Source organism: Streptomyces sp. NBC_01352, from assembly GCF_036237295.1.
Taxonomy (GTDB): Bacteria; Actinomycetota; Actinomycetes; order Streptomycetales; family Streptomycetaceae; genus Streptomyces; species Streptomyces plumbiresistens.
This window is the reverse complement of sequence record NZ_CP108354.1, coordinates 2,836,453-2,858,409: the sequence shown is the minus strand read 5'-3', so window position 1 is coordinate 2,858,409 and position 21,957 is coordinate 2,836,453. Positions and strand designations below refer to the sequence as shown.

The window sequence follows — 21,957 nt, the reverse complement described above, 5'->3', positions numbered from 1 at the left end:
CAGTCCTCTCAGCCCTCTCAGCCCTATCAGTCCTGCAGCAGCACCACGCACGACTCCCCGGGCACGCGCAGCATCCCGTCCGGCCCCGACGCCTCGACGGGCTCCCAGGCGGCGAGCACGCGCGCGGGGCGGGAGCCGAGGGGGATCGCCGCCGGCTCCTTGGCGAGGTTCACGACCACACGGACGTCACCGCGGCGGAAGGCGAGCCACCTGCTGTCCTCGTCGTAGGCCACCTTGGTGTCGGCGAGGTCCGGATCCGTGAGGTCCGCCTGCTCGTGCCGCAGGGCGATGAGCCGGCGGTACCAGGCCAGCACGCGCGCGTGGGGCTCGCTCTCCGGCTCGGACCAGTCGAGACAGGAGCGGTCGCGGGTGGCCGGGTCCTGCGGGTCGGGGACGTCCTCCTCGGCCCAGCCGTGCGGGGCGAACTCCCGCCGCCTGCCCCGCCGTACGGCATCGGCGAGCTCGGGGTCGGTGTGGTCGGTGAAGAACTGCCAGGGGGTGCCCGCGGCCCACTCCTCGCCCATGAACAGCATCGGTGTGAAGGGCGAGGTGAGCGTCAGTGTCGCCGCGCAGGCCAGCAGGCCGGGGGAGAGGGAGGCGGACAGGCGGTCGCCCTGGGCACGGTTGCCCACCTGGTCGTGGGTCTGGGTGTAGCCGAGGAGCCGGTGCGCCGCGACGCGGTTGCGGTCCAGGGGACGCCCGTGGTGTCTGTTCCGGAAGCTGGAGTACGTGCCGTCGTGGAAGTAGCCGCCGGTGAGCGTCTTGGCGACCGCCGCGAGCGGGGCGCGCGCGAAGTCGGCGTAGTAGCCCTGGGACTCGCCGGTCAGCGCGGCGTGCAGGGCGTGATGGAAGTCGTCGTTCCACTGGGCGTGCAGTCCGAGGCCCCACTCCGCGCGCGGGGTGACCAGTCGCGGGTCGTTCAGGTCCGACTCGGCGACGAGGAAGAGGGGACGGCCCTGGTCGGCGGCGAGGCCGTCCACGGCGGTCGACAGTTCCTCCAGGAAGTGGCACGCGCGCGTGTCCGCCAGTGCGTGCACCGCGTCCAGACGCAGTCCGTCGATCCGGTAGTCGCGCAGCCACGCCAGCGCACTGCCCAGCAGATACGCCCGCACCTCGTCCGAACCGGGCGCGTCCAGGTTCACCGCGGAACCCCAGGGCGTGTGGTGGGTGTCCGTGAAGTACGGGCCGAACGCGGGGAGGTAGTTGCCGGACGGACCCAGGTGGTTGTGCACCACGTCCAGGACCACGCCCAGACCGAGCTCGTGCGCCCGGTCGACGAAGCGTTTCAGCGCCTCGGGGCCGCCGTACGGCTCGTGCACCGCCCACAGCGACACCCCCTCGTACCCCCAGCCGTGCCGCCCGGGGAAGGGGCACAGCGGCATCAACTCGACGTGCGTGACGCCCAGTTCAACGAGATGCCCGAGCCGCTCGGCCGCCGCGTCCAGGGTGCCCTCGCGCGTGTACGTGCCCACGTGCAGCTCGTACAGCACGGCACCCGGCAGGGGACGGCCCGCCCACTCGGCGCGCCACGCGTACCGCTCGTGCTCGACGACCGCACTGAGCCCGTCCGGCCCGTCCGGCTGCCGGCGCGACCGCGGGTCGGGCAGCACGGGGCCGTCGTCCACCGCGAAGCCGTACCGTGATCCGTCCCGCGCGTCCGCCTCTCCCCACCACCAGCCCACGCGCCCCGGATCGCGCTCCAACGCGCGCGTGACGCCGTCGCACTGGAGCGTCACACGATCGGCCTGTGGTGCCCACACCTCGAACTGCACGGACGGTTCCCCTTCGTCTGCTCACCGTGATGTAGCCCGTCCATCGTGCTTCAAACGCGATCAATACGCCGGTGAATCCGCCCCATTGCGGCAGGTGTCGCCAGGTGCGCGCGCGTGGCGGCCGTTTCCGCGTTTTCTGGACACCCGGCGTCCCCTGTCCGACAATCACGAACGTGACGTCGTCCTTCGAGTTCAACACGTACCCCGCGCGGCTGTCCGACGCGGAGCGCGACAAGGCGCTGCAGGTGCTCCGTGACGGCGTCGCGATGGGCCGGCTCTCGCACGACACCTTCGTGCGGCGGATGGAACTGGCCCTCCTGGCCCGCCGCTCCGACGAGCTCGCGGTGCTCACCGCCGACCTGCCCACGGAGAACCGTCTCTCGCGCCTGGTGTTCGGCACCGTCGAGGCGGTCTCCGGTTTCACCGTACGGCTGCGCAGGGCCTGGCAGGCCGAGCGGCTGCCCAAGCTGCTGCTGCCGCACCCCGGCGCCGGGCACGCCCTGCGTATCGGCCGTGACCCCGCCAACGGGCTGCGCCTGACCCACGAGACGGTGTCCCGGGTGCACGCCGAACTCAGCCGCCAGGGCGGCATGTGGGTGCTGCGCGACCTCGGCTCGACCAACGGCACGACGGTGAACGGGCGGCGGGTCATCGGCGCGGCCGTCGTCCGCGAGGGCGACCAGATCGGGTTCGGGCGGATGGCTTTCCGGCTCGCGACCGACTGAGTCCGCCGGGTCCGCCGAGTGCGGCCGAGTCCGCGGAGTCCGTCGAGTTCACTGAGCCAACGCTTAGCTCTGGCCCATGGTTGACGCACTGCTGTGCCTCAAGTCCCTTTGCTCTTCATGGTGTTGACGTACCCGTCAAGTCGTGACTGACTGTGCGTACACCATGCACATCAGGTGAACCGACGGCACCACATGTGGAGGTGTGCCCTGCCGCCACTCCTCCGCTACCCGACCGTCGACGAACTCGGCGCCCGGGCGGCCGCCCTCGTCGCCCGCCACCCCGAGGACTCCCGACTGCGCCGGGCGGGCGTCTCCCGCGCGGGTACCCCCATGTGGCTCCTCTCCGTCGGTCACGGCAGCCGCCAGGCCCTCGTCGTGGCGGGACCGCACGCCAACGAACCCGTGGGCGGCGCCACCGTCCTCCGGCTGGCCGAGCGGGCCCTGGCCGACCCCAGCCTCACCGTGGGCGCCGACGCCACCTGGAACCTGCTGCTCTGCCTCGACCCCGACGGCCTGCGCCGCAACGAGCGCTGGCTGAGCGGTCCGTACACCCTTGGCCACTACTTCCGGAACTTCTTCCGGCCCGGCTTCCTGGAACAGCCCGAATGGCTGCCCGACGGCGCGGCCGACGCGGTACTGCCCGAGACCCGGGCCCTGCTCGACCTCCAGGACGAACTGCGGCCCTTCTTCCAGTGCTCCCTGCACGGCGTGGACGTCGGCGGCGGCTTCGTCGAGCTCACCCGCGACCTGCCCGGCCTCGCGCAGCGCGTCGCGCACACCGCGGCCCGCCTCGGCATACCGCGCGAACTCGGCCCGTACGACACCCTGTACTGGCCGAATCTCGGTCCCGCCGTCTACCGAATACCCCCGCCCAGGCCGACCGACCTGGCCGCCGCGATCACCGAGGCCGCCGTCGAGTCCACCTGGTTCCACCCGCACCGGCACGGCACGGTGACCGCCGTCGTCGAGGCGCCGATGTGGGGCGTGGCCGCCGTGGAGGACGGCACACCGCCCGCCGACGCCGCCGCGGTGCTGCGCGCCGTCAGCCACACCCTGCGCCACGACGCGCACCTCCTGGATCGGATCCTCGCCCGGATCCGGCCCCACCTCGCCGCCAACCCCGACGCGGCCCGCCTGCTCGCCCCGGTCGAGGACTATTTACTGGTCTGCCCCGGCCTCGCCGACGCGTGGGACCCCGACATCGCCGCGGGCGAGCGCCCGCTGCCGCCCCTCAGCACCGCCCACCTGACCGCTCTGCGCATCGCCGGACGACGCCTCGCCCTGCGGACGGCGGGGCTGCTGCACCAGCTCGTGACCCGCTCCGGCACCGACCCGGCCGGCGCCCTGCCGGAGCTGGACCGGCTGGTCGACGAGTGGTGCGCCGACTACCGCGACGGCTGCGGGGCGCGCTGGATCCCGGTCGCGCGCCAGGTGGAGTACCAGTCGCGGGTCGTACTCGCCGCGTTCGAGCTCGCCGGCCGGCACGCGCCCGCCCGCTCCCGTTCGGGTGAGTCGGGGTGGGGTTCCGAGCCCGCCGTGCCGATGCATCGGGAATGACGTACACGACCACGACGACAGCGGTACGGGGCGGCCTGCTCGCGGCGGCCGCCCTCCTCCTCGCCACCGCCGCCCCGGCGCAGGCGACCTCCCAGGAGTCCGCCCGGGGCGACTGGCTCTTCGTCACGCTCACCACGGGCGACACCCGCTCCAGCGGCACCCGCGGCACCCTGCTGCTGTGCGACCCGCCCCAGGGCCACGGGCGCGCCGCCGAGGCCTGCGCGCAACTCGAGACGGCCGGCGGCGACATCGGTGCCGTCCCGACCCGGGAGGTGTACTGCCCGATGATCTACGCGCCGGTGACCGCCCACGCGCGCGGAGAGTGGCAGGGGCGGCCTGTCGAGTATGAGGAGACCTTCTCCAGCATGTGCGTCCTGGGGGCACGCACGGGGGCGGTCTTCGCGCTGGACGGCTGACGCCGCACGGGGTGAGGCGCTGCACGCGCGCGTGGCGCACCCCGTACGGCCGCTCCTCACGCGCGCGTGGCCACGGATCCCGTACGGCTGTTCACGCCGTCAGGTCGCGTGCGTGCAGCGCCGCCGCGACGACCGTGCGGGACTGGTGCTCGACCTGGTGCTCCAAGGGCACCCAGCGGGCCCGGAAGCGTTCCGCGAAGGCGTGGCTCCAGGTCGCGACGAGCCTCTCGAGCCGCGGTGCCGCAGGGTCGTCGGTCTCCTGGAGCACCCGAAGCAGCATGGCCGCCGCCCGCAGCGGCACCCGGCGCGCGAAGGCGTCCACGCTGCCGACGTACGCCCTGGTGTTGTCGGCGGGCGGGGTGTGGACCCAGTCCGCGGCCAGCCCCGGCACCAGCTCGAGCCCCCACTTGGCCGCCCTCATCAGGGGCCCGTCGTCCCCCTGCAGACGGGGCAGCGCGTCGGCCAGCACCTCCTCCACCGCCCGCGAGTCCCGCAGCAGCCGGCCCGCCAGCTGCCGCAGCGCCGCGGCCGGCGCCGGGTGCGGCGCCGGGTCGTCCACCAGGTCGCTCGCCCACATCGGCACCTCGACGACAGCGGTCAGACCGCCGTACCGGTGGGCGTGGTACCAGGTGCTGTGCCGTGCGTCGTCCGGCATGCTCGGGTACGCCGCACCCGCGCCCGGCGACGGCATGACGTGCACGCCGGGTCCGGTGGCGGGCCAGCCCGCGGCGTCCGAGGCGCCCGTCTCCACCGGGATGTTCAGCTCCGCCGCGGACTTGGCGAACGGCTCGGCGAGACCCGGGACGTCCTTCGTCAACTGGACCCAGCTGCCGCCCAGGTCGGTCCCGTGCAGCGTCACCTGGAGGTAGGGGCGCAGTTCGTCGATGACGCCGGTCAGGGCGCGTGTCTCGGGCGGCAGCCGGTCGGGCGGCAGCACGGAGGGAGACCACTCCGGCTGCTCCGGTCCCGCGGGCCGGAAGAACCCGAGGTGGTAGTCGAACAGGCTGCGCGGCGCCGGGGTGACATGCAGGCTCGCCCCGTCGGGATCGGCGCACAGCAGGAAGTGCCAGGACGTGTCGGTGCGTAACTCCCGGTCGTTCAGCACCCGTTCGGCGACCGCGAGGAGCGTGGCGCCGCCGGTCGGCTCATTGGAGTGGGCCCCGGCGACCACCAGCACGGCACGGCGGGCGTGGCCCATGGACAGCAGGTGCAGGGGCCTGCCCGCCCGAGAGGCGCCCACCTGTCTCAGCGCGCACACGCCGGGCCGGTGGGCGGCCAACGCCCGTGCGGACGCGACCAGTTCGGTCACCGTGGGGTAGCGCAGCTCCGGCAGGAGACTCACCCCCGTCACGTCCGCCCGGCTTCGCCATCGCAGTACCCCACGCTCCCGTTGACGTGTCAAGGACGGCACGGGGGAGGCTCCAGGGGGCGCCCAGATGCATTTGCCGGCAGCAGGTGGAGCCGTACCTGTCGGCGGGGTCGCGGGCGCCCGGCCCGCCGGGGCGCGGGCCTCGGAACCCACCCCCCGCCGCGGCCCGCACCCGGCCGGAACCGGGTACTCCGCACCGATTGCCGTGCGTCCTTGCGCGTGTACGCCGTCGTCGAGCCCCTCGGCGGCCGACGCCCCGCCAATCGCCACTGCTCGCCACCACACGCCGTCCCTCCGCCACGAGCCCCGGGAGCGCGCGCGGGCGCACGCCGGTCGTGAGGACGGGGCGGCGGTGCGGGCCGGGCGGCACACGCCCCCTCCATCGGCCCTCTCGCCCGACTCGGCCCACAGGGCCCCAGCGCGCCCGGCGCCCCGCCACTCGCCACCACACGCCGCCTACCTGGCACGAGCCCGGGGAGCGCGCGGGCGCACGCCGGTCGTGAGGACGGGGCGGCGGTGCGGGCCGGGTGGCGCACGCCCCCTTCATCGGCGCTCTCGCCCGACTCGGCCCACAGGGCCCCAGCGCGCCCGGCGCCCCCCCCGCCACTCGCCACCACACGCCGCCTACCCGGCACAAGCCCCGGGAGCGCGCGCGGGCGCACGCTGGTCGCGAGGGCGAGGTCGCGGTGCGCTCCGAGCGGCGCACGCCCCCGCCGCCGGCCCCACTCGCCCGACTCAGCCCACCCGCTCCAGCAACGCCACCGGCAGCCCCTCGAAAAGCTCCGCCACGCGCGCGTGCCCCGTGAACTCCCGTTCCGGAGCCAGAACGTCCGCCCACCGGCCCGGCGGCAACGGCAGCAGGGTGTCCCGCCAGCCGCCCGCCTCCGCCAGCCGCAGCGACAACCGGGTCGCGGCCGTGAGGACCGCTCCCGAGCGCGTGAACGCCACGCAGTGGGCCGCCGCCGGGCCCTCGGCGGCCAAGGGCGCGTAGGTCGCCGAGTCGCCGAAGACGTCGGGGCGGCGGGCGCGCAGGCCCAGCGCCGCCCGGGTCAGCGACTCCTTGGCGCCGGGATGCTCCGGGGGGAATGGCACGGGCCGGCGGTTGTCCGGGTCGACCAGGGCGCGGTACTCGCTCTCCGTGCCCTGGTAGAGGTCCGGCACCCCCGGCATCGTCAGGTGGACCAGGGCCGTGCCGAGCAGGTTGGCGTGGATGTGGGGCTCCAGCAGGCTCCGGAAGGCGGTCACCTGCTCCCCCGGTGCCCCGCACGGCCCCGCCGCGACGAACGCCGCCACCGCCTCCTCGTACGCGGGCTCCTGCTCCGTCCAGCTCGTGTACAGGCCGGCCTCGCGCACATGTTTGAGCAGGGCCTCCTGGACGCGCTCGGCGTCCGCCCGCCCCAGCCCGAACACCGTCTGCCAGGCCGCCCACGCCAGCTGCGCGTCCGGCACGCCCTCGCCGGTGCGTGTGACCTCGGCCAGGACGTCGGCCCAGCGCTGCGGACACTCGGTGAGCACCGCCAGGGCCGCCCGTACGTCGGCGCTGCGCTTGGTGTCGTGGGTCGACACCACCGTCCCGGAGACCGGCCAGTCGCGCTGCACGCGCGCGCAGTAGGCGTGGAAGTCCTCCGGCAGGACGGCGGGCCTGCCCGGGTTCCCGCCCACCTCGGTCGCCGACAGCAGCGGCACATAGCGGTAGAACGCCGTGTCCTCCACGGACTTGGCGCGCAGCGCCGACGAGGTCTGCGCGAACCGGGCCTGGAACTCCACGAACGCGGGCCCGTCGCCGTACCGGCCGAGCACCAGGTCGCGCACGACGTCGACCGCGCCCGCCTCCTCGGGGACGACGAAGGCGAGCCGGGCCTCGGCCGCGGCCTCCTCGGTGACGATCCGGGCCGCGTCCCCGGAGGCGTACGGACGGTAGACCTCCAGGCGGACGAGGAGCTCCTGGAGCGCGGTACGCAGCGCCCAGGGCGCACGGTCGCGCAGCGCCGGCTCCGGCGACAGGGCGCACAGGCGGCTCGCCACCCGGGTCAGCCGGTCGGTCTCCGTCGCCAGCTCGTGCGTGAGGACCTTGTACGCCGCCCGCCGCACGGTCGCCTCCCAGTCCCCGCCCCGGTCCGTCTGCGGGGCCGCGAACCGCCGGTACTGGCCGAGGAGTTCCCCGGCCCCCGCCGGATCCGCGAAGAGGCCGTCGACGTGCCGCAGGGCGTCGTAGCCGGTGGTGCCCGAGACGGGCCAGGAGGCCGGCAGCGGCTCACCGTCCGACAGGATCTTCTCCACGACCGTCCAGCGGCCGCCGGTCGCCTCGTGCAGCCGCAGCAGGTAGGCGTCGGGGTCGGCGAGGCCGTCGGGGTGGTCGATGCGCAGGCCGTCGATCACGCCCTCGTGGAGCAGCGCCAGGATCTTGGCGTGGGTGGCCTCGAACACCTCCGGGTCCTCGACCCGGACCCCGATGAGCTCCGAGATGCTGAAGAAGCGCCGGTAGTTGAGCTCCGTACGGGCCAGCCGCCACCACACCGGCCGGTACCACTGCGCGTCCAGCAGTTGCGGCAGCGGCAGTTCCTCGGTGCCCGCGCGCAGCGGGAACACGTGGTCGTAGTAGCGCAGCAGCTTCCCGTCGACCTCAAGATGCTCGATCTCCGAGCCGAGCGGGTGCCCGAGCACCGGCAGCAGCACCTGGCCGCCCTGCGCCTCCCAGTCGATGTCGAACCAGCGCGCGTACGGCGACTTGGGGCCCTCCCGGAGGACCTCCCACAGGGCACGGTTGTGCCGAGGGGCCATGGCCATGTGGTTGGGCACGATGTCCACGACCAGGCCGAGCCCGTGCTCCCGCGCGGTGCGCGCCAGCGCCCGCAGCCCCTCCTCGCCGCCGAGTTCCTCGCGCACGCGCGCGTGGTCCACGACGTCGTAGCCGTGCGCCGAGCCCGGGACGGCCTCCAGGACGGGCGACAGGTGCAGATGCGAGACGCCGAGCGAGGCCAGGTACGGCACGGCCGCCTCCGCGGCCGCGAACGGGAACTCGGGCTGCAGCTGCAGCCGGTAGGTGGCCGTCGGCACCGCCGGGTCAGATCGCTCAGGTGTCATGCAAACCTACGTACCCGCCCGGCCGCCTTTCGTGTCATCGACACTCCGTGTGCGCACGCGCGCGCGTGCCCGACAACAGACACGCGCGCGCGTGACGCCCTCCTAGACCGGCCGCTGCAACACGACCATGCTCCGGTCCACCAGCGTCAGCCGGTCCCCGGCCTGCACCTTCGCGACCGTGCCCGGCGGCACCCCGTCCGTGCGGGCGGTGTCGACCAGGACCTGCCACTGCCGGCCGTGGTTGACCGGCACCACGAACTCCAGGGTCTTCGGCGAGGCGTTGAACATCAGCAGGAACGAGTCGTCGGTGATCCGCTCCCCGCGCGCGCCCGGCTCGGAGATCGCGTTGCCGTTCAGGAACACCGTGAGCGCCGACGCCTGCGAGCGGTCCCAGTCCCGCTGGGTCATCTCTTTGCCCTCGGGGGTGAACCAGGCGATGTCCGACAGCTCGTCGTGCGTGCCCTCCACGGGCCGCCCGTGGAAGAAGCGCCGTCGGCGGAAGACGGGGTGCTCCTTGCGCAGCCGCACGATCGCGCGCGTGAAGTCCAGCAGTTCACGCTCGGGCCCCTCGGCTTCCGGCCACCGCACCCAGGCCAGCTCGCTGTCCTGGCAGTACGCGTTGTTGTTGCCGCGCTGGGTGCGCGCGACCTCGTCGCCGTGGCTGATCATCGGGACGCCCTGGGAGAGCATCAGCGTGGCGATGAAGTTCCGCCTCTGCCTCGCCCGCAGCTCCAGCACGGCCGGGTCGTCGCTCTCGCCCTCCGCCCCGCAGTTCCAGGACCGGTTGTGGCTCTCGCCGTCCCGGTTGTCCTCGCCGTTGGCGTGGTTGCGTTTCTCGTTGTACGAGACCAGGTCGTTCAGGGTGAAGCCGTCGTGGCAGGTCACGAAGTTGATCGAGGCGAGCGGGCGCCGCCCGTCGTCCTGGTACAGGTCGGACGAGCCGGTCAGCCGGGACGCGAACTCCGCCAGCGTGCGCGGCTCGCCGCGCCACAGGTCCCGCACGGTGTCGCGGTACATGCCGTTCCACTCGGTCCACAGCGGCGGGAAGTTGCCCACCTGGTAGCCGCCCTCGCCGACGTCCCAGGGCTCGGCGATCAGCTTCACCTGGGAGACCACAGGATCCTGCTGCACCAGGTCGAAGAACGACGACAGCCGGTCCACCTCGTGGAACTGCCGGGCCAGGGTGGCCGCGAGGTCGAAGCGGAACCCGTCGACGTGCATCTCGGTGACCCAGTACCGCAGCGAGTCCATGATCAGCTGAAGGACGTGCGGGGACCGCATGAGCAGCGAGTTCCCGGTGCCCGTGGTGTCCATGTAGTAGCGCGGGTCGTCCGCCAGCCGGTAGTACTGCGGGTTGTCGAGGCCCTTGAAGGACAGCGTCGGGCCCAGGTGGTTGCCCTCGGCGGTGTGGTTGTAGACCACGTCCAGGATGACCTCGATACCGGCCTCGTGCAGCGCCCGCACCGCCGACTTGAACTCCAGGACCTGCTGGCCGCGGTCGCCCCAGGAGGCGTACGCGTTGTGCGGGGCGAAGAAGCCGATGGTGTTGTAGCCCCAGTAGTTGTTCAGCCCCATGTCGACCAGCCGGTGGTCGTTCACGAACTGGTGTACGGGCATCAGCTCCAGTGCCGTGACGCCCAGCTCGGTGAGGTGCTCGATGATCGCCGGGTGCGCGAGCGCGGCATAGGTGCCGCGAAGCTCCTCCGGGAGCCCCGGATGCCGCATCGTGAGGCCCTTGACGTGCGCCTCGTAGATCACCGTGTGGTGGTACTCGGTGCGCGGCCGCCGGTCGTCGCCCCAGTCGAAATACGGGTTGACCACGACCGACGCCATCATGTGCGGCGCCGAGTCCAGATCGTTGCGCCGGTCGGGCGCGTCGAAGTGGTAGCCGTACACCTCCTCGCCCCAGTGGATCGAACCGCTGATCGCGCGCGCGTACGGGTCGAGCAGCAGTTTCGCCGAGTTGCAGCGCAGACCGCGCTCGGGGGCGTACGGGCCGTGCGCCCGGAAGCCGTACCGCTGTCCCGGCATGACGCCGGGCAGATACGCGTGCCGTACGAACGCGTCGCTCTCGCGCAGTTCCACCGCCGTCTCCGAGCCGTCGTCGTGCAGCAGACACAGCTCTACTCGGTCCGCGGCCTCCGAGAAGACCGCGAAGTTGGTGCCGGCGCCGTCGTACGTGGCGCCGAGCGGATACGCCTCTCCAGGCCAGACCTGCATGGATACGACTCTTCCAGGTGTCCCGCGCCGCTGGGGGCGCCTTGGCCCCGAGTGTCCACGAAAGTGATGGAACCACCTATGACTTGGGTCCCTCTTACCGGGCGACCAGTGCATACCCCGTCACACGTGGCCGGTATGCCGAACCAGTGGGGCAAATTCATACTCCCGGGATCTTGGGGGAGCAGGGGGAAGACGTGCGCGACACAGTGCGCCGCCATCTCGGCAAGGTGGTGGCCGGTACGGCCATCGCGGTGGCCTCGACCGCGGCGATGGTCGGCATCACGCTGCCGGGCTCGGCGGGGGCCGACGACACGGACGGCGGACAGGCGGACAGCCGGTCCGTGCAGGAGACAGGACAGGGCCAGGGCCAGGAGCAGGGCGCGGCCGTGGCGCCCGGTGTCGTCGAGCAGGCCCCGGCCGAGGGCGACAAGGGCCAGGGCAGCGATCCGCTGACCGACGACGAGATCGCGCGGGTCGAGCGGATCGCGGTGAACCAGCAGCTGTTCAACGCCACCGAGGACGTCGAGGGCGAGCGCGGCCCGCAGCGCCTCACCGTCGACGTCGCCGAACCGGAAGCGGACGAGGCCGACGCCACCGACGCGCCCCGGCGCGCCGACGTGACGTTCTACGACTACCGGGACGACACCCTCGTCACCAAGACGGTCGACCTCGACTCCGGGAAGGTCGTGGGGACCAGCGAGCAGCGGGGCGTCCAGCCGCCGCCGAGCCGTGCCGAGACCATCGAGGCGGCGAGGCTCCTGATCGCCGACCCGCTGGGCGCGGGCCTCAAGGCGGACTACAAGGACGCCACCGGCCAGGAACTCACCTCCCCGGACCAGCTGCGGCTGAGCGGGGGCGTCTACCGGGCCGCGCCGGGTGCCCAGTCCGCCGCACTGGACAAGTGCGGCGAGCACCGCTGCGTGCGGCTGTTCCCGAAGGTCAAGAACGGGCCGTGGATCGACACCAGGTCCCTGGTGATCGACCTGAGCGCCCGCAAGGTCGCTGAGCTCAACCGCTGAGCCGGCCCTTCTTCCGACATTCTGCCGACGCTCCTCCGGCCTGCGTCCGGCCCGCGTCCGACCTCGTCCACCTTTCGAACCTGCACCTCCTGCGAGGGAGTCACTTCTTCATGCGTGTGAACACCATCAGCCGTGCCCGCAAGCGGCCGGCCGCCCTCGGCCTCGCCGTGGCCGCGCTGGCCGCCGGTCTGACGACCGGCACGGGCCCGGCCGCCGCCCAGCCGAGAGCCGCCGCGGCGGCGGCCGCCGACTGCAGCGCCGCCTACCGCATCGAGCAGAAGCTCTCCACCGGCACGACCTGGCGGATGTGCTGGCGCTACGACGGCATGGCCGGCCTCGTCCTGGACGACGTCTCCTACCAGCCCAAGGGCGAGCCCAAGCCGATCAAGGTCCTCAACAGCGCCCGGCTCGGCCAGATCCACGTCCCGTACGACGACGGGAAGGAGGAGTACGACGACCTGACGGGCCAGGACTTCGCCAAGGACCTGATGCCGCTGGCGCCGGCCGAGTGCCCCGGCGGCACCATCAAGACCGTCAAGATCCCGGACCAGTACCCGGGTGAGAACCCGAACGTCAAGGGCCTGTGCACCACCACGCGCTCCCGCGGCCACGCCTACCGCATGCAGAGCGACTCCGGGAACAAGGTCTACCAGGCCCAGGGCAAGGACCTGCTCGTCTACACGGTCAACCAGGTCGGCTGGTACGAGTACATGACCGAGTGGCGCTTCCAGGACGACGGCACGGTCAACATGAACGTCGGCGCGACCGGCAGCCTCTCCCCGTTCGACTACGACGCGGGCGACGGGCGCGGCTGGCCCATCGGCAAGGGCGCCAAGGGCAAGGCCACCAGCCACAGCCACAACGCCTTCTGGCGGCTCGACTTCGCCCTCGACGGCTCCACCAAGAACCGGGTCGAGCAGTACGACTCGGCCGTCACCACCCGCGGCCGGCTGACCCCGACCACCAAGACCACCCGCACCAAGGTCACCAAGGAACGCGCCGGCGACGCCAAGGCGTACCGCTGGTGGCGCATGGTCAGCGCCACCGGCAAGGACAAGGACGGGCACGCGCGCTCGTACGAGATCGTCCCCGGCCCCACCACCCGCTACCCGGGCCGCAGTTTCACCCAGCACGACGTGTACTTCACCCAGTACAACAAGTGCGAGCTGTTCGCCAGCAACAACCCGCGCTGCGCCCGGACCCATCCCAAGTCCGTCGACAAGTGGGTGAACGGGCAGACCCTCACCCACCCCGTGGCCTGGGTGAACGTCGGCTTCCACCACATAGCCCGGGACGAGGACCAGCAGCCCATGCCGGTCCACTGGCAGGGCTTCTCCATCGCCCCGCGTGACGTCACCGCTATGAATCCGCTCACTCCGCCCGCCCTCGCCGGTGAGAACGGAGCTCCGGTGAACGGTAGTTGAGAAACGACCTGTCCATCCGGCTGCACCGCCCACCGCTCCCGGAGTACCCTTCCTTGATCGTTGAGACGGGTAGTGCTCGGGGGAGCGGAAGGCGGTGCGCGGGTGGGCTCGGGAGGGCGGGAGCTGCCCCCTGGTGACGAGGGTCACGAGGGGCACTCCACAGACGTCCCGCCCGGCACGGTGTCCCTGGCCCGGCCGATGGATGTAGGTGCCATCGGGCCGGAGCTGGACTGGGACGCCGACGCCTGGCGCGAGGTCCGTACGCGCGCCCAGCGAGCCGGGCGGGCCTACATCTGGCTGAATCTCGTCGAGCAGCGGCTGCGCGCGGTCGTGGCCGCCGTGCTGCGCCCGATCTACGAACCCGTCCACGGCGACGACTGGGTGGTCGCCGCCGCCGGTCCCGCCGGGCAGGAGTGGGTCCAGCGCGCGGTCGCCGTGCGCGAAGTCAGCCGCCGCAAGGGCTACTTGCTCGACCCGGCGGACGACAACGTCCTCAGCTTCCTCACCCTGCCCCAGCTGCGTGAGCTGATGGTGCAGCACTGGCCGTGCTTCGAGCCGTACTTCGACGAGCGCCGGGACGTCGAACTCGCCCTGGACGAGCTGGAGGTCACCCGGAACGTCGTCTCGCGCAACCGGGCCCTGTCCGAGGCCGTCCTGGGCCAGGCCGAGCGGGCCTCGTCCCGGCTGCTGGAGATCCTCGGCACGGCCGGCGACGTGCCCTCCGCGCGCCGACTGCGCGTCGACGCGGTCGAGGACCTCGTGGGCGACCGGTACGGAGACGTGGTCGCCGTGCACTCCGACCGGGTGCGGCTGATGCGCCAGTTCCCCGCCGAGGACATCTTCGGCGGCGCCCGCCGGCTCGACGCCGTCGGCATCGGCCTCAACCTGCTCGTGCAGAACTTCTCCGGCCGCCGCCTGGTGCGCCTGGCCGAGTCCGGCTGCCGGGTACGGCTGCTGTTCCTGAACCCGGCGTCCAGCGCGGTCAAGCGGCGCGAGCGCGAACTCGGCATCAAGCGGGGCGAGATGAGCCGCGCGGTCGAGATGAACATCCTGCACATGCGCCGGGTGCGCTCCAAGCTGCGCGACCCCGGGGCCTTCGAGATCCAGGTCTACGACGAGACGCCCCGCTTCACGGCGTACCTCGTCGACGGCGACGGCTCGGACGGCGTCGCCGTGGTGCAGTCCTATCTCAGGCGCTCGCGGGGCATGGAGGCACCGGTCCTGGTCCTGCGCGGCGGGAGCAAGCTGGTCAAGTCGGACGAAGTCGACGATGAGGCCGGTCTCTTCCCCACCTATCGCGAGGAGTTCGAGGTGGCCTGGGCGGATTCGCGCCCGGTGTCCTGAACTGTCCCCCCGCGCAAGTCCGTAAGCGGAATGCGGTCCTCGGATTGTCAGTGGCACGTGGGATCGTGGAGACCACTGGGGGAAAGCACCACCAAGAAGGGGGACCGCCCATGGGCTGGCACCGGGAGCTGCTGATCGGCTTCGACCTGGAGACGACCGGGACCGATCCGCGCGAGGCGCGCATCGTCACGGCGGCCGTGATCGAGGTCAGGGACGGGCAGCCCGTCGGGCGACGGGAGTGGCTGGCGGATCCCGGCATGGAGATCCCGGCGGACGCGGTGGCGGTGCACGGCATCAGCAACGAGCGCGCGACCGCCGAGGGCCGCCCGGCCGACCAGGTCGCGGACGCGATCGCCGACGTCCTCGTGACGTACTGGAAGACGGGCGTGCCGGTCGTCGCCTACAACGCGGCCTTCGACCTGACCCTGCTCTCCGCCGAACTGCGCCGGTACGGCCTGCCGTCCCTGCGGGACCGTCTGGGCGGCCTCGACCCGGCCCCGGTCGTCGACCCGTACACGATCGACCGCTGGGCCGACCGCTACCGCCGCGGCAAGCGCAACCTCGAAGCCGTCTGCGGGGAGTACGGCGTCCCGCTCGACGCCGCCCACGACGCCTCGGCCGACGCCCTCGCCGCGGCCCGGCTGGCCTGCGCGATAGCCGACCGCCACACCAAGGTCGCGACCCTCGGCCCGGCGGAACTGCACCGCCGCCAGATCGAGTGGTACGCCGAGTGGGCGGCGGACTTCCAGAGCTTCCTGCGCCGCAAGGGCGAGGCGGACGCGGTGGTGGACGGCACCTGGCCGCTGCGGGAGCTTGCGGACGAGCCGGTCTGACACCGGGCGTCACACCGCGGCCTCAGGCGGCAGGGCTCGCAATGGGCTCCACCCGGGGCAGGGCGAGCCGCGCGTAGTCGGCACCCGAGATGACCAGGGACCGGTCCAGCCGGGCCGCGTTGAAGTACAGCTTCGGCTGTGCCACCACGTCCGGGTCGGCGACGACTTCGAGCTCGGGATCGAAGCTGAAGGGCAGGACCGTGCCGGGGTAGGCAACTGCTCGCCGGGGAGCGTGCGTGAGGGCGATTTAGCTCGATCGTGTGATGGTCGGCTTTCGGGCTTGCGGTGTCCGGTGCAGGCCGGAGTAGCGTGAGCGACGCGATCTGGGACGCCGAGCGCGGTGTCGGCGTGCGGGGCCCCTGCTCCACCAGTGAGATGGTTCAGGGCCTCCCCGTCGCCTCTGGCCACGTTCATATGTGCCAGGTCGTGAGGGACTCCGCCCTTCCGGGACCGGACCACGGACAGGATCCGTGTCGCCACCCGGTTGCGAAAGCGGATGACCAGTGCGCCCAAGACCGTTCGGGGTGTGCCAGTGCGCGGACTCACTCCCGCTCACTGCACAGGAACGGTGTCTGCGGTGACGGAGGTCTTCTGTGCCGTCGCCGTCCGGTGGGTGCGTTCCACCGCCTGCCCCCAGTAGGTACCGGCGACCATCAGGGCCGCGCCGAGGCCGGCGAGCGGCGTGAAGTGCTCGCCGGCGAGGGCGATGCCCACCGCCGCGGCCCAGATCGGCTCGGTGCCCAGCAGCAGGCCGGCCCGGCTCGCGGAGGTGCGCTGGACGGCCCAGGTCTGGGCGAGGAAGGCGAACACACTGCAGAACAGGGCGAGATAGAGGAGCTGCGTCCAGGTCGCGGCGTCGGCGCGGGCCAGGGTCGGCAGCTCGCGGGCGGCCAGTACCAGGAACAGGGCCGAGCCGACGAGGGTCTGCACCGTCGTCAGCTGCAGGGGACGGACCGCCCGGCCCACGGTGAGCCGGCCGACGAGTGCCACGTGGGCGGCCCGGACGAACGCCGCGGCCAGCATCAGCAGGTCGCCCAGGCGAGGCGCGTGGAAGCCGTTGCCGGACATGAGGAGTCCGACGGCCAGGACGCACACGCCGGCGGCGGCGTAGAAGGCGGGAGGCAGGCCGCCCGGGTGACCGGTGCGGTCGAGGAAGGGGGTGAGGACGATGGTCAGGCTGATGATCAGCCCCGCGTTGGCGGCGGTGGTGTGGGCGACGCCGTACGTCTCCACGACCAGGACGGCGGCCTGGGTGACGCCGAGGGGCACACCGGCCCGGAGCTCGTCGCGGGTCCAGCGTCGGGAACCGCGCCGGGAGCCCTGCCGTGACCCGGCGCGGGCGGCGACGAGCCCGAGACAGGCGAGTGCGGACAGGGCGTACCGCGCGAAGAGGACCACCAGGACGGGGAGGGCCGCGGTGGCCGTCTGGGCGGACAGATAACTGGAACCCCAGACGAGCGCGACCAGGAGGAGTACCGCATCGATACGGCGGGCGTCGGACACCCGTCTACGGTGCACCGGCGAGGCCACTGAAGCCCAGAACCACTTTCTAAAAGGATCTTTTAGCAGTCCTACACGGTCCTTCTACACTGAGGGGGTGGACGAACGGCAGTTGCGGATCCTGCGGGAGCTGGGCGAACTGGGCAGCGTCACCGCGGTCGCCGAGGCACTGCTGGTGACACCGTCGGCGATCTCGCAGCAGCTGCGGCTGTTGCAGCGCTCGATCCCCGTACCCCTGACCGAGCGCGAGGGACGGCGGCTGGTGCTCACGGACGCCGGGCAGGCACTGGCGGGCGCGGCGATCGAGGTGGAGACGGCCCTCGCGCGCGCCCGGCACACGGTCGAGGAGTTCGTGGGGCGGCCGGACGGCGAGGTGTCGGTGGCGGCGTTCCACAGCGCGGGCGCCGCGTTCTTCCCGCTGTTGCTGCGCGCGTGCGCCGGGCCCGGCCATCCGGTGCTCGCGCTCGCCGACGAGGACGTGGCGCAGGAGGACTTCCCCCGGCTGACCCGGGAGTACGACGTGGTGCTGGCCCACCGTCTCGAGCACGCCCCGCCGTGGCCGCGCGCGGTGACCGCGACCACGCTGCTCCGGGAACCGCTGGACGTGGCCATGCCCGCCGACCATCCGCTCGCCGCCAAGCGCCGGGTCACCCCGGGCGACGTGGCCGACGAGCCGTGGATCGCCGTACACGAGGGCTTCCCGGTCAGGGCGACCATCGAGGCGATCGCCGCGGCGGCGGGGCGGCAGCTCCACCTGGCCCACACCATCAACGAGTTCTCGGTGGCGGCGGAGGCGGTGGCCGCCGGGGGAGGCCTGGCTCTGATGCCCCGCTGGACCTCCCGCCGACACCCGGCCCTGGTCCTGCGGCCGCTCAGCGGTGTGCAGGCCCGACGCCAGATCGACGCCCTGTGCCGCCCCGAACGCACGGCCAGAAAGGCGGTCCGCGCGGTCCTGACGGAACTACGCCGGGCAGCACGGACGATCCAGGACCAGGTGACCGCCTGAAGGGGTGCGGGGAACGCGCGGCGGTTCCGAGGGACGGTCACGGTGGCCGCACCCGCTCCGCCAACCCGCGCCCCCACCTCCGGCTCGGCACTTCGACGTACCGATGAGTCGCCACGCACAGTGGCAACAGCACCACGAAGAAGGCCACTTCGAGCACGAGACTGTCCTGTCGCCGTCGCCCGACCGTGCTGTCGATCACCGCCAGCAGTACCGGATGGACCAGGTAGACCGAGTAACTGATCGTTCCCAGCCCGGTCAGCAGACGCGGAACGCGTCGGCGGCGGCACGCCAGTCCGGCGCCGAAGGTGAGGACGGCCAGCAGGAATGCCGCGATCCAGCCGCGGCGTGTGAAGTGGTCACCGTCGCCGTACCGGTACGCACTCCCCACGGCACAGGCGACCACCACGACGGCGGTGCCTGCCGCGTACCGCCAGGTGCTCCGGCCGTTCTCGGCACGGTGGACCGCGGTGCCGAGGAACATCACGGCGAGGATCACCAGGCCCTCCCACAGCGGGACCGTGCCGTTGAACGCGACCAGGACGAGCCCGAGCAGCCCGCCCGACACACCCCCGCACACCCGGAGGACCCGCGATCCGGCGCTCGCGCAGCAGATGGCGGCCACCATGGCGATCGAGGCGAACGTGATCAGCGGACCGGTACCGACCATGCCCGACAGGGCGGAGGCCGGCGGCACGACCCCGGCCGCCACACTCACGGCGGCGAGCACGGCCAGGACCGCGGCGGTCGCCGCGGACCGCTGGTGCAGCCGGACCGTGAAAAGGGCGACGACCAGCAGGTAGAAGGCCATCTCGTACGAGAGCGTCCACAGGACGAGCAGGAGATTGGGTGTGCCGAGGAGCTCCTGGAGCATGGTGGCGTGGGCGACAGCCGCCGTGGCGGCGCTCTGTCCGCCGAAGTCCCGCAGCTCCGCGACGCCCAGGAGATGGAGGGCGAGGAGCATCGTGACGACAGCCGCCCACAGCGGGTGGACCCGGAAGATCCGTCCGATCCAGAACGTCCGGACGCAGCCCCGGCGTTCCAGCGACGCGGGGATGATGTAGCCGCTCACCAGGAAGAACACCATGATGCCGTAGCGGCTGGTGTTGAACTGCGGCATCACCTCCCGCCGGAAGTCCGCCATGAAGGTGTACGACGAGTGGTCGAAGACCACGACGAGTGCCGCGAGGCCGCGCAGGGCGTCCAGCCATCCCAGTCGCGACGGACCGGCCGTCGTAACAGCGAGACGTATTCGTGTGATTGCGGAGAGTGGCGACTTCGGGGTAGCGGAAACGAAGGGCACGGGCTCCATGTGACTAGTCGTCCGGGAGGACGATCTTCATCGGGACGCAGGGCTCGGCCTCGGCCCTGGTCTTGTAGATCTCGACCGCGCGCGGTCGGGAGACACCCCGGGTGTTCTCGAAGGCCAGCACGTTGCCCGGACGCAGCGTGACGTCCCAGCCGGCCTTGAAGGGGACGATGGGAACACGGTTGCCGTGCTTGTCGATCCCCACGAGAGGGGTGACCTTGCTGCGTACGCAGATGTAGCCGGGTGGGAGTACGTCGACGGTCACGTGGATACCCCACTGGCGCACTTTCCCCGCGAGCGCGCGTTGGGCATCGGCGCTGATGCTCTGGTCCTTGACGGTGAGTATGACGCTGCCGTCGCCGCGGGGCTCCACCGCGAATGCCGTGGAGTCGGCCGGCGACCCGGGCAGGGCCACCGTGGCGAGCCAGGCCGCCGCACAGGTCGCCGCGACGACGGCGATCCGGCGCGGGGCGGACAGGGGGCGCACAGGGGCCTTCGGCTCGCGCTGCCCGATCTCCTTCTTCAGCTCGTCCAGCAGCCGGTCCTCGAACGTCGTCCGCGTGCTCATGCTTCCCCCCTCGCGACGTACAGCAGCGATGTGTCCGGCGCCTCCGCTCCCGGAGAACCTGCCTGTACGGCCGCGGGGTTCGGCTCCGCGGTCCCGGAGTCCGTCTCCTCCCGCAGCGCCTTGCGGGCCCGGTGCAGCCGGACCCGGGCCGTGACCTGGCGGATGCCCAGCGCGGCCGCGGCCTCGGTGACCGTGAGCTGGTCCACCGCGATCAGCTCCATGACGGCCCGCTCGCCCTCGGGAAGCCGCGCGAGCGCGGCCAGGACGTGCCGCCCGGGGCTCTCCGCGTCGAGCTTGTCCTCGATACGGGCGATGTCGTCGGGCTCCAGCAACCGCCGCCCGGAGATGCGCAGATCGCGCTCGGTCTCCCGCGCGACCCGGCGGCGCTCCGACGAGACGACGTTGCGTGCTATGCCGTACAGCCAGGCGGTCTCGCTGCCGAGGCGCGGCCGGTAGGAGTGGGCCGAGTCGAGGACGGCGAGGAAGATCTCGGCCGTCAGGTCGGCCGCCGTGTGGGGGTCGTCCACGCGCCGGGCCACGAAGCGCATCACCGCGTCCACATGGCGCCGGTAGAACTCCTCGAAGAGCCGCGGGTCACGTACCGCCGCGGCGGGCCCACCCCGTAACCGTTCCGCGTCATCCACAGATGTCCCCTTCTCGTCGGCGGCTCCCTGCCTTCACCTGTTCTTGGGGCGGGACGCGAAAAGCGTTACAGAAGGAGCCCGGGGACCCCGACCATCGGTCCGTGGCGCTCAGTTCAGATCCGTGGCGCTCAGTTCAGATCCGTGGTGCTCAGTTCAGAAGGGATACCACCGCACCGTCTCGTCCCCGTCCCGCAGCGAAGCCACCCGCCGCTCGAACTCCTCCCGCGCCTTCGGATTGCTCGGCGCGTGCTGGGCCACCCACGCACAGCTCGCCGTCTCCCGAGCACCCCGCAGCACCGAACACCCCTCCCACTCCCGGACATCCCAGCCGTACACCTCGGTGAAGGAGTCGTACGCCTCGGTGGGCAGGCCGTAGCGGTCGTGGGACAGCGCCATGACCACGAGATCGTGCTCCCGGAGGTCCCCGGAGAAGGTCTCCAGGTCCACCAGCACCGGCCCGTCCGGCCCGACATGGACGTTGCGGGGGAGCGCGTCACCATGAATCGGTCCCGGTGGCAGCTGCGGCACCAGCGCGGCCGCCGCCGTGGCGAATCCGTCGCGCCGCTCGCGCAGATACGCCGCGTCGGCCGGGTCGATCGCGTCGCCCGCGAGGCGCAGCCAGCGTTCCACCCCGTCCAGCAGCTCGCGGGGCGGCAGGGTGAACCCGGGGGAGGGCAGGGCATGGACGGACCGGAGCAATTCGGCCAAATCCCGCGGTTCGGCGGGCCGTACGGGGTCGGACAGGCGGTGCCACACGGTCACCGGGTGTCCCTCGACCAGGAGCGCCTTGGGCTCGGCGGCCCGTACCGCGGGCACGCCCGCCTCCTCGAGCCACGCCGCGATGTCCAGTTCGCGGCGCGCACGGTCGAGGAGTTCGGCGTCCCGGCCCACCTTGACGGCCAGGTCACCGGCGGCGAACACCGCGTTCTCGCCGAGGGCGAGCAGCCGCGCGTCCCGCGCCGGGCCGGGCAGCACATCCGCCGCGGCCAGCACCTCCCGCGCCCGTGCCTCGTCCATCCGTCCGCCTCCCTGTCCGTCTTCCACCGCATGCTCCCGCACCCGGCGTCGCGATCCGGCCATCCTCCGGCCAGTCTCGCATTCGCACAGGTAGGACCGTGTGCGCACTGCCTTGACGGTGCATACCGCCTTCACGACCATGACGGAGGCCCA

18 protein-coding genes are annotated in these 21,957 nt (G+C 72.4%); 8 read left to right on the top strand and 10 right to left on the bottom strand.

All coding sequences use genetic code 11. The features are described 5' to 3' along the window. Positions 1-26: 26 nt before the first annotated feature. Positions 27-1,772 carry a malto-oligosyltrehalose trehalohydrolase gene (gene treZ, locus OG252_RS13525; protein WP_329336229.1) on the bottom strand — a complete coding sequence of 582 codons (1,746 nt, stop codon included), beginning with the start codon at positions 1,770-1,772 and terminating at the stop codon, positions 27-29. A gap of 173 nt (positions 1,773-1,945) precedes the next feature. Here treZ and OG252_RS13520 point away from each other — a divergent pair, with 173 nt between their 5' ends. From OG252_RS13520 to OG252_RS13510, 3 genes are all read left to right on the top strand, one after another. Continuing rightward, complete coding sequence (locus OG252_RS13520) at positions 1,946-2,497, top strand: DUF1707 and FHA domain-containing protein (protein WP_266432261.1); 552 nt, start codon at positions 1,946-1,948, stop codon at positions 2,495-2,497. 192 nt (positions 2,498-2,689) lie between these two features. Then, positions 2,690-4,054, top strand: coding sequence for a M14 family zinc carboxypeptidase (locus tag OG252_RS13515; RefSeq protein WP_329345135.1), 1,365 nt, complete (start codon positions 2,690-2,692; stop codon positions 4,052-4,054). Then, complete coding sequence (locus tag OG252_RS13510; RefSeq protein WP_266432258.1) at positions 4,051-4,470, top strand: SSI family serine proteinase inhibitor; 420 nt, start codon at positions 4,051-4,053, stop codon at positions 4,468-4,470. The genes OG252_RS13515 and OG252_RS13510 overlap by 4 nt, the downstream gene beginning before the upstream one ends. A gap of 91 nt (positions 4,471-4,561) precedes the next feature. Here OG252_RS13510 and OG252_RS13505 read toward each other — a convergent pair whose 3' ends face one another. From OG252_RS13505 to glgX, 3 genes are all read right to left on the bottom strand, one after another. Beyond that, positions 4,562-5,812, bottom strand: a complete 1,251-nt coding sequence (locus OG252_RS13505) for a M14 family zinc carboxypeptidase (protein ID WP_329336226.1) — start codon at positions 5,810-5,812, stop codon at positions 4,562-4,564. A 762-nt stretch (positions 5,813-6,574) separates the two neighbouring features. Further along, positions 6,575-8,923, bottom strand: a complete 2,349-nt coding sequence (gene treY, locus OG252_RS13500; RefSeq protein WP_329336224.1) for a malto-oligosyltrehalose synthase — start codon at positions 8,921-8,923, stop codon at positions 6,575-6,577. Between the two features lie 102 nt (positions 8,924-9,025). Next, positions 9,026-11,143, bottom strand: coding sequence for a glycogen debranching protein GlgX (gene glgX / locus OG252_RS13495; RefSeq protein ID WP_266432251.1), 2,118 nt, complete (start codon positions 11,141-11,143; stop codon positions 9,026-9,028). A 194-nt stretch (positions 11,144-11,337) separates the two neighbouring features. Between glgX and OG252_RS13490 the strand changes: the two genes are divergently transcribed. From OG252_RS13490 to OG252_RS13475, 4 genes are all read left to right on the top strand, one after another. Next, positions 11,338-12,162, top strand: a complete 825-nt coding sequence (locus OG252_RS13490; protein ID WP_329336221.1) for a Tat pathway signal sequence domain protein — start codon at positions 11,338-11,340, stop codon at positions 12,160-12,162. A gap of 110 nt (positions 12,163-12,272) precedes the next feature. Then, positions 12,273-13,586 carry a copper amine oxidase gene (locus OG252_RS13485; RefSeq protein WP_329336219.1) on the top strand — a complete coding sequence of 438 codons (1,314 nt, stop codon included), beginning with the start codon at positions 12,273-12,275 and terminating at the stop codon, positions 13,584-13,586. A gap of 102 nt (positions 13,587-13,688) precedes the next feature. After that, positions 13,689-14,930: an SAV2148 family HEPN domain-containing protein gene (locus OG252_RS13480; protein ID WP_329345134.1), complete on the top strand. Its 1,242-nt coding sequence runs from the start codon at positions 13,689-13,691 to the stop codon at positions 14,928-14,930. 110 nt (positions 14,931-15,040) lie between these two features. After that, positions 15,041-15,763 carry a 3'-5' exonuclease gene (locus OG252_RS13475; RefSeq protein WP_266432243.1) on the top strand — a complete coding sequence of 241 codons (723 nt, stop codon included), beginning with the start codon at positions 15,041-15,043 and terminating at the stop codon, positions 15,761-15,763. Positions 15,764-15,785: 22 nt separating this feature from the next. Here OG252_RS13475 and OG252_RS13470 read toward each other — a convergent pair whose 3' ends face one another. Both OG252_RS13470 and OG252_RS13465 read right to left on the bottom strand, forming a co-directional pair. Then, complete coding sequence (locus OG252_RS13470; protein ID WP_443068490.1) at positions 15,786-15,959, bottom strand: hypothetical protein; 174 nt, start codon at positions 15,957-15,959, stop codon at positions 15,786-15,788. Between the two features lie 356 nt (positions 15,960-16,315). Then, positions 16,316-17,266: a DMT family transporter gene (locus OG252_RS13465; protein ID WP_329336216.1), complete on the bottom strand. Its 951-nt coding sequence runs from the start codon at positions 17,264-17,266 to the stop codon at positions 16,316-16,318. 94 nt (positions 17,267-17,360) lie between these two features. Here OG252_RS13465 and OG252_RS13460 point away from each other — a divergent pair, with 94 nt between their 5' ends. Then, entirely contained in the window at positions 17,361-18,269 is a 909-nt protein-coding gene (locus tag OG252_RS13460) for a LysR family transcriptional regulator (protein WP_266432237.1), read from the top strand. 37 nt (positions 18,270-18,306) lie between these two features. Here the strand turns inward: OG252_RS13460 and OG252_RS13455 are convergent, their stop codons facing one another. The 4 genes from OG252_RS13455 to OG252_RS13440 all read right to left on the bottom strand — a co-directional run bounded on the left by OG252_RS13455 (position 18,307) and on the right by OG252_RS13440 (position 21,804). Continuing rightward, a complete protein-coding gene (locus OG252_RS13455) occupies positions 18,307-19,482 on the bottom strand; it encodes an acyltransferase family protein (RefSeq protein ID WP_329345133.1) in 1,176 nt (391 codons plus the stop codon). Between the two features lie 100 nt (positions 19,483-19,582). Next, a complete protein-coding gene (locus tag OG252_RS13450) occupies positions 19,583-20,143 on the bottom strand; it encodes a hypothetical protein (protein ID WP_329336214.1) in 561 nt (186 codons plus the stop codon). Further along, on the bottom strand, positions 20,140-20,787 hold the full coding sequence (locus OG252_RS13445) for an RNA polymerase sigma factor (protein ID WP_266432230.1): 648 nt from the start codon (positions 20,785-20,787) through the stop codon (positions 20,140-20,142). The genes OG252_RS13450 and OG252_RS13445 overlap by 4 nt, the downstream gene beginning before the upstream one ends. Before the next feature lie 153 nt (positions 20,788-20,940). After that, positions 20,941-21,804: a phosphotransferase enzyme family protein gene (locus OG252_RS13440; protein ID WP_266432229.1), complete on the bottom strand. Its 864-nt coding sequence runs from the start codon at positions 21,802-21,804 to the stop codon at positions 20,941-20,943. Positions 21,805-21,957 lie beyond the last annotated feature (153 nt).

Bases quoted from the DNA above. Each gene is read 5' to 3' on its own strand.
- OG252_RS13515 (WP_329345135.1), top strand. From the start codon at position 2,690: ATGTGGAGGTGTGCCCTGCCGCCACTCCTCCGCTACCCGACCGTCGAC.
- OG252_RS13510 (WP_266432258.1), top strand. From the start codon at position 4,051: ATGACGTACACGACCACGACGACAGCGGTACGGGGCGGCCTGCTCGCG.
- treY (WP_329336224.1), bottom strand. From the start codon at position 8,923: ATGACACCTGAGCGATCTGACCCGGCGGTGCCGACGGCCACCTACCGG.
- glgX (WP_266432251.1), bottom strand. From the start codon at position 11,143: ATGCAGGTCTGGCCTGGAGAGGCGTATCCGCTCGGCGCCACGTACGAC.
- OG252_RS13485 (WP_329336219.1), top strand. From the start codon at position 12,273: ATGCGTGTGAACACCATCAGCCGTGCCCGCAAGCGGCCGGCCGCCCTC.
- OG252_RS13475 (WP_266432243.1), top strand. From the start codon at position 15,041: ATGGGCTGGCACCGGGAGCTGCTGATCGGCTTCGACCTGGAGACGACC.
- OG252_RS13450 (WP_329336214.1), bottom strand. From the start codon at position 20,143: ATGAGCACGCGGACGACGTTCGAGGACCGGCTGCTGGACGAGCTGAAG.
- OG252_RS13440 (WP_266432229.1), bottom strand. From the start codon at position 21,804: ATGGACGAGGCACGGGCGCGGGAGGTGCTGGCCGCGGCGGATGTGCTG.